This is a genomic window from Vibrio sp. OPT46 (assembly GCF_015163535.1).
Classification (GTDB): Bacteria; Pseudomonadota; Gammaproteobacteria; order Enterobacterales; family Vibrionaceae; genus Vibrio; species Vibrio alginolyticus.
In genome coordinates this window covers 9612-18650 of sequence record NZ_JADDYG010000517.1, presented here as the reverse complement: position 1 = coordinate 18650, position 9039 = coordinate 9612, and the positions used below count along the sequence as shown (strand labels likewise).

Below are 9039 nucleotides of genomic sequence, written 5' to 3'. Positions count from 1 at the left end.
TGTGGGCTCAGAGCCTCTGCGGTAATACCGCTATCAATAAGCTGAGGGTTAAACGTGGTCGGCTTACCCTGTCCGCAAAACACAAAGCCAGCTTTGCGAATATCATTGTGGTCAATTTCATCGCCACAAGCGGTAAGTAGGCTAATCCCAATAAGGCTCAGCGATAATCTTATAAAAGCATTCATAATATGAAATGTTCATTGGATCTTGCTCGTTTCGTTTGATCTTACTCTTTCAAAGCTAACAAGCGAAAATGATCTCGCTAATTTATCACCTTTGTGAACTCGCTCCAAACATAAAATCCATACACTGTAAGGTGTTATGCCATAAATGCATGCGAATTAGAGCGCAGTCACGAGCTCGTGTATTGATTGAGTTCTCTCGGTCAAGTTAGCTTTGTCCGACCAAACCATATTTTCTAACCATCCCTCGTAATTGGTGATAGCTCAAGCCAAGTAGCTCGGCTGCTTGTCGTTGATTAAACTTGGCTTCTTCCAATGCACGATTGAGTAAATGGATATCTTGTTCCTCTTGCCATTGTTTATAGTCTAGAGGGAATTGGATGGTGTTGCTTGATGCTTCCTCTGCTTGTTTTGCACTATGGCCAAGCGCGCTGTGCCAAACCGTTTCAAAAGGATTGAAAACCAGTTCATCAATTGGGTGAGCATTCAGACCATGTTGGTAAATCGCACGTTCAATCACGTTTTTTAGTTCGCGGACGTTACCGGGCCATTCATATTCAATAAGCGACTGCTGCGCTTTTGGGGTAAAACCGACAAAGTATTCCAGTTGCAGTTCACGACACATTTTCATCGCGTAGTGCTCTGCTAAAGAGAGAATGTCTTCTTTGCGCTCGCGAAGAGGCGGTAACATAATGACATCGAAGGCTAGCCTGTCGAGCAGATCCGCACGAAAATCACCTTGCTCTGCCAATTTTGGTAGGTCGGCATTGGTTGCACAAACAAGTCGAACATCCGCATTGAGAGCGGTATGACCGCCAACTCGCTCATATTCACCATATTCAATGACACGTAATAGCTTTTCTTGAACCAAAAGTGGTGCGGTTGCCAGTTCGTCAAGAAACAAAGTACCGCCCTCGGCACGCTCGAAACGCCCTTTATGCTTACCTTTAGAGCCCGTGAAGGAGCCGGATTCATGTCCAAACAATTCGGAATCTATTAGCCCTTCGCTTAATGTCGCACAGTTGAGTGATAGTAGTGGTTTATCCCAACGTCTTGATAAATAATGCAAACGTTGAGCGATAAGTTCTTTACCCGTACCTCGTTCACCAATGATGAGGACAGGGCGCTCAATGGGTGCAAGTTGTGATACTTTATCTAGTACAGCGAGAAAAGCAGGTGATTCACCAATCAGGTTTTGCTTCATAAAGTCCTTCTTATTTAACAGCCGAGCCATGATTTAGAGATAGAGTTGGTAAATTTCACCAACAGTTGGTGAAAAACATCATAGCACAATAGTGTGTAACGACAACAAAATGAATAACGCTCTGATTTAAAAGAAAATTATAAGTTGGCACGTTACTTGTTATATATTCAGGGAGACACAAGGTTAATCACCACCTTGTCGAGTTTTAATAGGAAAAAAGAGGAGTTCCGTTATGGGTATTTTTTCTCGATTTGCAGATATCGTTAACTCAAACATCAGTGCATTACTGGACAAGGCGGAAGATCCTGAAAAAATGATCCGTCTTATCATTCAAGAAATGGAAGACACACTTGTTGAAGTGCGTACTAACTCGGCTAAAGCGATTGCAGACAAGAAAGAGTTGGCTCGTAAGGTTGAAACGTTAGAAGAGCAAATTGGCGAATGGGGTCAAAAAGCGAGCTTAGCATTAGTTAAAGAGCGCGAAGATCTAGCTCGTGCAGCATTAATTGAAAAGCAAAAGCTAGAGCAAGTAATTAAAGGCCTCCACACTGAGCAAACCTTAGTGGAAGAAACGATCGATAAGCTTACTGGCGAGATTGGTAAGTTGGAAAGCAAAATTGCTGAAACGCGCGCAAAACAGCAAGCACTAGCAATTCGTAACCAAACTGCATCTAACCGTCGTGATGTGCAAAAACACCTGCACACTAGCCGTACTAATGAAGCGATGGCGAAATTTGAGCAGTACTCACGTAAAGTGGATGAAATGGAAGCGGAAGCAGACCTATATGCTCAAACTGGTAATGCTAAATCGCTAGAACAAGAGTTTGCAGAGTTGCAGGCACAAGACGAAATTGAAAAAGAGTTGGCAAAACTGAAAGAACAGATGTCATCGAAAGATAAATAAGAAAGGAGCCATTTATGTCGGCATTTTTTATAGCAGGACCAGTGATTGTCTTTTTAATCTTTGTCGCTCCACTATGGCTCTTCTTACACTATCGCAGCAAACGCAAAACAGATAGTGCACTGTCGAGCCAAGATTTAGAGCGCCTTCAGGTACTATCTGAAAAAGCGGAAGCGATGCAGTCCCGAGTTGATACATTGGAGCGCATCTTGGATGCTGAGTCACCAACATGGAGACGAAAGTATGAATAATCGAGAACTGTATCGTGATCCAGTAAATGGCAAAATCTCCGGTGTTTGCGCCGGAATTGCCAACTACTTTGGTGCAGAAGTTTGGTTGATTCGTATTGTAGTGATTTCTGCAGCGCTGTTAGGTGGTACGTTTTTGGTATTGTTAGCGTACATCGCGATGGCGTTTATGTTAGAAAAGCAACCAGTAACGTATTCTGAAAATATCAGAGCGCAGCAAGAGCATACGCTCAAAAGTAAGCCTTGGCAGAAAGGGCAAAGCCCTGATCAACTGCTCAGTGTGTTGGAAAGGGATTTTGACCGTCTTGATGGCAAAATTCGTAACATGGAAGCTTATGTTACGTCTGATACATATAGGGTGAACAGAGAATTCAGTAAGCTCTAGGCATTTTGTATCCAAAGAAGATTTAACTGAAGCAGGCATAAAGCCTGCTTTTTTATCACAAATTACTAATTTTAAAGCACTATTAATCTTTTCTGCTCTGGAAGTTCGTTCAAAATTCATCTACTTTAAAAATAATCCCCCAATTTTTATGGATGAATGTAATGAGAAAATTGCTCATTCCTATTGCCATCTCGGCTGTCTTGTCGGGGTGCGGTAAAGAACTTCCTCCTGTTCCTGAACCTGAATCGCGCCCTGCGAAGCTATTTACAGTATCTGTTGGCAATGCCCAGTTTGAGCGACATTTTCCTGCCACGACGGAAGCTGGCGATAGAGCAGTACTGACATTTCGAGTTCCTGGGCTTCTTCAAACGATAGAAGTGAATGAAGGTCAAGTCGTCAGTAAAGGTGATGTTTTGGCGTCATTAAACCCAGATGAATATTCTCTGCTCGAACAGCAAGCTCGGGCAAATTTTTTGCTCGCAGATGTGCAATACAAGCGATACCAAAAGCTACGTAAAGACCAAGTAGTATCTGAGCAAGATTTTGATGAGGCAAAAGCGAATCACAACTCAGCAAAAGCTCAATGGAATCAAGCAAAGGCAAACTTAAGATATACCAAACTTGTCGCGCCATATGATGGCACTATTTCGTACATTCCAGCAGAAAACCATGAATATGTTGCCGCGAAAGAAGGGGTGATGAATATTCAGTCCAACCAACTCCTCAAAGTGATATTCCAAATCCCAGACTATCTTCTAAATCGTTACACGCAGGGGAGCGATGTCTCTGCCAGAATGATATTTGATGCGTTCCCCGAGCGAGCCTTTGATTTAACCTTTCAGGAAATCGATACAGAAGCCGATCCTAAAACGGGCAGTTACAAAGTCACGATGGTCATGGAGCGACCAGCAGAAATTGGCCTTTTGCCGGGAATGTCTGGCAATGCTTACCTCCTGTCCAAAAGTGCAGGAGCGACAAAGATTCCTAACTCCGCGTTGCTAGAAGAGAACGGCAAAACATACGTTTGGCGTGTCGATGAGCAAGGCATTGTATCCAAAGCCGCAATTGAGATGAATGACAAAAATCAAGTGTTAGCCGGGCTTAACGATGGCGACCAAATCATTATCTCGGGTGTCAGTGTAATTGAACCCGGAATTAAGGTAAGAGCGTGGATTAAGGAAAGAGGGTTGTAATATGAAAGGAATCATCTCTCTAGCGACTTTACTTTCAACGCTTTTTCTCGTTGGCTGTGGGGATAAGGCGCCAGAAAAAGAGCTCGAAACGCCACGAGTTAGGGTTACGTCATTAGCGGGAAACAAGGTGGACGACAACTTGTACTTCCCTGCGGTTGCGAATGCAGCGGATCGCTCTCATTTGAGCTTCAGAGTGGCAGGAGAAGTCAGCCGCATCATGGTAAAAGAGGGCGACAAAGTCACGAAGGGTGATGTTATTGCAACGCTAGATCCCACGGACTATGAGTTGGATGTAGATAATGCGAGTGCGCGTTTTTCTGTTGTCGACAGTCAGTATCGCCGCTCACGCCCTTTGGTTGATAAAGGCCTATTAGCTAAGTCTCAGTTTGATGAAATTGCAGCACAACGACAAATCGCCTTAGCTGAGCTTCAGTTAGCCAAACTTCGTCTATCATTTACTGCCTTAAAAGCGCCCGTGGATGGGATTATTTCGCGAGTTAATATCGACCAATTCGAAAATGTTCAAGTCGGACAGCATATCGTTAATATTCACAGCTTGGAGCGAGTCGAAGTGTTGATTCAGCTTCCAGACCGCCTCTATGTGAACCAACCGCCAACGGAAGAAAGGCTTACCGCGATCAAAGCATTAGTGCGCGTGCCCAGCGGTAACGAATATAACGCGACGGTAAAAGAATTTACGACTGAGCCCGATCCAACAACAGGTACGTTTACTGTCACACTGTCGCTTCCTATGCCGGAAGAAGAGTACATCCTAGATGGGATGGCTGTTGAAGTAACGTCTAAAGACGAGAATGTTGGGCTTGATCTCAACCTAGGAATTAATGTCCCTATCGAAGCCATTTTTAATGCGGATGGTGACGAGCTGGGGCGCGAAAACAAATTTGTTTGGGTACTGAATGACGACAATACGGTATCGCGCAAACAGGTGCGAGCAGGTAAGGCATCTAAAACGTCCATTCAAATCCTTGATGGTCTCATGCTCAAAGACAAAGTTGTGATTGCCGGTGTTTCTCGATTAAGGGATGGCATGAAAGTGGAAGTGATACAGGAAATGGCTACGCAGGAGGCCGGTCTATGAGCGATCTTAATAAATCAGTGCCTCAAAGTGATGATGATGTGACCGGTATTGCTGCGTACTTCATCCGAAATCGCGTCATCAGTTGGATGGTCGCACTGATATTTTTGATTGGTGGTATCGCCGCATTCTTTGGTTTAGGGCGTCTTGAGGACCCTGCTTTTACTATTAAAGATGCGATGGTAGTGACCTCTTACCCTGGTGCGACACCGCAACAAGTCGAAGAAGAAGTGACGTATCCAATCGAAAAAGCGATTCAGCAGCTTACTTATGTTGATGAAGTAAATTCGATTTCTAGCCGAGGCTTATCTCAAATCACGGTCACGATGAAGAACAATTATGGCCCTGATGATCTACCACAAATTTGGGATGAGTTGCGCCGTAAAGTGAACGACCTTAAAGGGACGTTGCCTCCAGGTGTGAATGAACCTCAAGTGATCGATGATTTTGGTGATGTTTACGGGATTTTGTTAGCGGTGACTGGCGACGGTTATAGCTATAAAGAGCTACTGGATTACGTCGATTACTTACGCCGAGAGCTCGAACTGGTTGATGGCGTGAGTAAAGTTTCGGTATCTGGGCAACAGCAAGAGCAAGTGTTCATCGAAGTATCGATGAAAAAATTGAGCAGTATAGGTCTTGCTCCGGATACCGTGTTTAATCTTCTTTCGACGCAAAACGTAGTTTCTGACGCAGGAGCGATCAGAATTGGTGACGAGTACATCAGAATTCAGCCGACTGGCGAGTTCCAGAGTGTGGATGAGCTAGGCGATTTGTTGATTACTGAGTCGGGTGCTCAGGGGCTCATCTTCTTGAAAGATGTGGCGGAAATAAAACGTGGTTACGTAGAAGTCCCGAATAATATTATTAATTTTAACGGCAGCCTCGCACTAAACGTGGGTGTTTCTTTTGCTGAAGGCGTCAACGTCGTTGAAGTCGGAAAAGCGTTTGATCATCGCCTTGCAGAGCTAAAGTACCAACAACCTGTCGGTATCGAAATTTCGGAAATCTATAGTCAGCCGAAAGAAGTGGATAAATCGGTTAGCGGTTTTGTTGTGAGCTTGGCTCAAGCTGTCGGTATCGTCATTATCGTACTTCTGTTCTTTATGGGGCTACGTTCAGGTCTGCTTATCGGTTTAATTTTACTGCTGACGGTGTTGGGTACGTTCATTTTCATGAAGTATCTCGCGATAGATTTGCAGCGGATTTCATTAGGTGCCTTGGTTATCGCGTTAGGTATGTTGGTGGACAATGCAATCGTTGTGGTTGAGGGGATTTTGATTGGTACTCAAAAAGGGCGAACTCGACTCCAAGCAGCGACCGACATTGTTACCCAAACAAAGTGGCCATTACTTGGGGCAACTGTGATTGCGGTAACTGCATTTGCGCCAATTGGACTGTCTGAAGACTCTACGGGTGAATACTGTGGCACTTTGTTTACGGTTCTGCTGATCTCTTTAATGTTGAGCTGGTTTACCGCTATCTCGTTGACACCATTCTTTGCTGACATCTTCTTTAAAGGCCAGAAGATTAAACAAGGTGAAGGGGAAGAAAATGATCCATATAACGGGGTTATTTTCGTTATTTATAAAAAGTTTCTTCAGTTTTGTATGCGTCGTGCTTGGTTTACCGTTGTGGTGCTGATTGCGGGATTAGCGGCAAGTGTTTACGGGTTCACCTTTGTGAAGCAAGCGTTTTTCCCATCGTCGACAACGCCGATTTTTCAGTTAGATGTATGGATGCCAGAAGGAACTGATATTCGAGCAACTAACACAACGCTTAAAGAGTTAGAAAGTTGGTTAGCTAAGCAAGAGCATGTTGACCATATCACGACGACCGCGGGTAAAGGTTTACAGCGCTTCATGTTAACGTACGCGCCAGAGAAAAGTTATGCGGCTTATGGTGAGATAACCACTCGTATGGAAAATTACGAAGCGTTAAAACCATTAATGGCGAAGTTTCGAGAGTATTTAAAAGCCAACTACCCAGAAATCAATTACAAGCTCAAACAGATTGAGTTAGGCCCTGGTGGTGGTGCAAAAATTGAAGCGCGTATTATTGGCTCAGATCCAACCGTCCTTCGTACGATAGCCGCTCAGGTCAAGGACATCATGTACGCCGACCCTCAGGCAACAAATATCAGGCATGATTGGCGTGAACGAACCCAAGTTCTTGAACCTCAGTTTAACGAGAGTCAGGCACGTCGCTATGGCATTACCAAATCGGACGTCGATGATTTCTTGTCCATGTCATTCTCTGGAATGACGATAGGCTTATACCGAGACGGCACGACGCTCATGCCTATCGTGGCTCGTTTACCAGAAGATGAGCGCATTGATATTCGTAACATCGAAGGCATGAAAATATGGAGTCCAGCACAGAGTGAGTTTATCCCACTTCAACAAGTCACAATGGGTTACGACATGCGTTGGGAGGATCCTATCATCGTACGTAAGAACCGTAAGCGTATGCTCACTGTGATGGCAGACCCTGATATTCTAGGTGAAGAAACCGCATCGACGTTGCAAAAACGTTTACAGCCCCAAATCGAAGCGATTCAAATGCCTCCTGGCTATTCACTAGAGTGGGGTGGTGAATACGAATCTTCAGGTGATGCTCAAGAGTCACTGTTTACTACTATGCCAATGGGGTACTTGTTCATGTTCTTGATCACTGTATTCCTATTTAACTCTATCAAAGAGCCACTCATTGTTTGGCTTACCGTGCCACTGGCGTTAATTGGTGTCACCACCGGTTTGTTGGCACTCAACACGCCGTTTGGTTTTATGGCATTGCTCGGCTTCTTAAGCTTATCGGGAATGGTGCTCAAAAATGGCATCGTATTACTGGACCAAATTGAAATTGAAATGAAGTCCGGTAAAGAGGCTTATGACGCGGTCGTTGATGCTGCGGTAAGTCGCGTCCGTCCCGTTTGTATGGCTGCTATCACGACGATCCTTGGTATGATCCCACTGTTGCCAGATATTTTCTTCAAACCAATGGCGGTTACGATTATGTTTGGTTTGGGTTTTGCGACAGTCCTGACACTGATTGTCGTGCCAGTGTTGTATCGTTTGTTCCATAAAGTGGCAGTACCGAAACAGGCTTAGTGCTACTGATATAACGATGAAAAATATCGCGCCTCTAGCTCATCAGTTAGAGGCGCTTTTTAAGGAAGAATAATGACAGAACAAAAAACGTGTGCGTGGGCGATGAATCACCCATTAGAGCGCGAATATCATGATTCCGAATGGGGCGTGCCAGTATATGACGACCAAGTCCTGTTTGAATTTATTACTTTGGAAGGTGCGCAAGCTGGTCTTAGTTGGATCACCATCCTTAAAAAGCGCGAAGGTTACAGAGAAGCGTTCGAGAATTACGATCTAGATGCGTTGGAACAAAGAAATGAAGAACGCGCTGAATACATCGTGGAAAACTTCGATGTTGTAAGGCATCGCGGAAAGATTAACTCGGTTTTCAGTAATGCCAAAGCGGCCAAAGCGTTAATTGCTGAATACGGAAGTTTATCAGACGCGTTGTGGCAGTTCGTGGACGGCGAACCAATCATTAATCAATGGCAACATATGAGTGACGTGCCAGTTTCGACAGAGCAATCCAAAGCCATGAGTAAATTCCTAAAAAAGAAAGGCTTCAAGTTTGTCGGTGAAACCATCTGTTATGCTTTCATGCAAGCCGTCGGCATGGTGGATGACCATATCGTTGGATGTCCTAAAAAGCAGAATAAGTAACGTTTGGCTATTAAGCTAATGTTGTTAGTTCTGGCTATCATGAATACGTTCCAAAGCTTCGATTCGACGCCATTGAGTGGC

General features: G+C 44.4%; 8 protein-coding genes and 1 pseudogene. 7 read left to right on the top strand and 2 right to left on the bottom strand.

Annotation, left to right across the window (positions count from 1 at the left end; all coding sequences use genetic code 11):
- A pseudogene (locus tag IQR33_RS21045) lies at positions 1-185 on the bottom strand (ABC transporter substrate-binding protein); the annotation flags it as partial.
- A gap of 205 nt (positions 186-390) precedes the next feature.
- On the bottom strand, positions 391-1386 hold the full coding sequence (pspF, locus tag IQR33_RS21040; protein WP_170890558.1) for a phage shock protein operon transcriptional activator: 996 nt from the start codon (positions 1384-1386) through the stop codon (positions 391-393).
- Positions 1387-1618: 232 nt separating this feature from the next.
- Between pspF and pspA the strand changes: the two genes are divergently transcribed.
- From pspA to IQR33_RS21005, 7 genes are all read left to right on the top strand, one after another.
- Positions 1619-2290: a phage shock protein PspA gene (gene pspA, locus IQR33_RS21035; RefSeq protein ID WP_005378119.1), complete on the top strand. Its 672-nt coding sequence runs from the start codon at positions 1619-1621 to the stop codon at positions 2288-2290.
- A 14-nt stretch (positions 2291-2304) separates the two neighbouring features.
- Complete coding sequence (gene pspB, locus IQR33_RS21030; RefSeq protein WP_005378117.1) at positions 2305-2538, top strand: envelope stress response membrane protein PspB; 234 nt, start codon at positions 2305-2307, stop codon at positions 2536-2538.
- Positions 2531-2920 carry an envelope stress response membrane protein PspC gene (gene pspC, locus IQR33_RS21025; RefSeq protein WP_025766867.1) on the top strand — a complete coding sequence of 130 codons (390 nt, stop codon included), beginning with the start codon at positions 2531-2533 and terminating at the stop codon, positions 2918-2920. The genes pspB and pspC overlap by 8 nt, the downstream gene beginning before the upstream one ends.
- A 161-nt stretch (positions 2921-3081) precedes the next feature.
- A complete protein-coding gene (locus IQR33_RS21020; protein WP_005378114.1) occupies positions 3082-4113 on the top strand; it encodes an efflux RND transporter periplasmic adaptor subunit in 1032 nt (343 codons plus the stop codon).
- A gap of 1 nt (position 4114) precedes the next feature.
- Positions 4115-5212 (top strand): efflux RND transporter periplasmic adaptor subunit, encoded by a 1098-nt coding sequence (locus IQR33_RS21015; protein ID WP_005378112.1) that lies wholly within the window; start codon positions 4115-4117, stop codon positions 5210-5212.
- On the top strand, positions 5209-8319 hold the full coding sequence (gene vmeI, locus IQR33_RS21010) for an efflux RND transporter permease subunit VmeI (protein WP_085569587.1): 3111 nt from the start codon (positions 5209-5211) through the stop codon (positions 8317-8319). The genes IQR33_RS21015 and vmeI overlap by 4 nt, the downstream gene beginning before the upstream one ends.
- Before the next feature lie 72 nt (positions 8320-8391).
- Entirely contained in the window at positions 8392-8958 is a 567-nt protein-coding gene (locus IQR33_RS21005; RefSeq protein ID WP_017634671.1) for a DNA-3-methyladenine glycosylase I, read from the top strand.
- Positions 8959-9039 lie beyond the last annotated feature (81 nt).

What these genes read in the sequence shown, in the direction of transcription:
- pspA (WP_005378119.1), top strand. Translation starts at nt 1,619, where the DNA reads ATGGGTATTTTTTCTCGATTTGCAGATATCGTTAACTCAAACATCAGT.
- pspF (WP_170890558.1), bottom strand. Translation starts at nt 1,386, where the DNA reads ATGAAGCAAAACCTGATTGGTGAATCACCTGCTTTTCTCGCTGTACTA.
- IQR33_RS21005 (WP_017634671.1), top strand. Translation starts at nt 8,392, where the DNA reads ATGACAGAACAAAAAACGTGTGCGTGGGCGATGAATCACCCATTAGAG.
- vmeI (WP_085569587.1), top strand. Translation starts at nt 5,209, where the DNA reads ATGAGCGATCTTAATAAATCAGTGCCTCAAAGTGATGATGATGTGACC.
- pspC (WP_025766867.1), top strand. Translation starts at nt 2,531, where the DNA reads ATGAATAATCGAGAACTGTATCGTGATCCAGTAAATGGCAAAATCTCC.
- pspB (WP_005378117.1), top strand. Translation starts at nt 2,305, where the DNA reads ATGTCGGCATTTTTTATAGCAGGACCAGTGATTGTCTTTTTAATCTTT.
- IQR33_RS21015 (WP_005378112.1), top strand. Translation starts at nt 4,115, where the DNA reads ATGAAAGGAATCATCTCTCTAGCGACTTTACTTTCAACGCTTTTTCTC.
- IQR33_RS21020 (WP_005378114.1), top strand. Translation starts at nt 3,082, where the DNA reads ATGAGAAAATTGCTCATTCCTATTGCCATCTCGGCTGTCTTGTCGGGG.